Below are 667 nucleotides of genomic sequence, written 5' to 3'. Positions count from 1 at the left end.
TTTAGCATTTAGTCCTCCATTTTAGTTTAAATCTTCTCTTAGATTAGTTTTTATTTTTCTACCACACTACTACACTTCTATTAAGTCATTCTTTCACTTTTATTTCTCGGAACGTTTAGCGGAACATTAGTATAATCCCCCAATCCTTTGAGGCTCTAAGGCAGAACAAAGAACGTTGAAAGTTACAAAAAACCTAAAGGTTCTCTTAATCAGGCCTAGCCCCTTATTATATATATTTTTTCTATTCTTTCTTATTTTTAATGTTCTTCGTTCCAACACCTCGTCAGCCCCCAGTAATCAAAGGGTTCAGACGGAACATTATGATGTAGTTTTTTGTTCCAATGACGTTCCTAAAAAGGTAGGCTATATCCCTTCAAAAATGGGAATTTGTAATACCGACCCTTCACTCCATCCTTGGTCGTATTTACTTGTTCATACCCTAATGCTGTTAAAGCTCTTCCCACAGCACGTGGCTTAATAGATTTCTGATGCACTTCAAATATATAATCACAAATAGCTGTACTTGTAATATAGCCCCATTGTTCTTCAGGCTGATTTAGAGGAAGATATTCTTCAATAAGTAGCTGTTCATCTGATTTAACCATATAAGTTTTGTTGCGCATATTATTAAATTTAATCTCCTCACTACTCATATAAGTTCTAGCCT

Annotated in this window: 1 protein-coding gene; it reads right to left on the bottom strand. The window is 34.8% G+C overall.

Translation table 11 applies throughout. The features are described 5' to 3' along the window. Positions 1 to 350: 350 nt before the first annotated feature. The coding region (locus H8718_RS20375; RefSeq protein ID WP_249334880.1) for a hypothetical protein at positions 351 to 667 on the bottom strand (317 nt) is incomplete at its 5' end.

Source organism: Zhenhengia yiwuensis (assembly GCF_014384995.1).
Taxonomy (GTDB): Bacteria; Bacillota; Clostridia; order Lachnospirales; family Cellulosilyticaceae; genus Zhenhengia; species Zhenhengia yiwuensis.
Note: the sequence above shows the minus strand (reverse complement) of the source record. Positions and strands in the feature narration are given on the sequence as shown.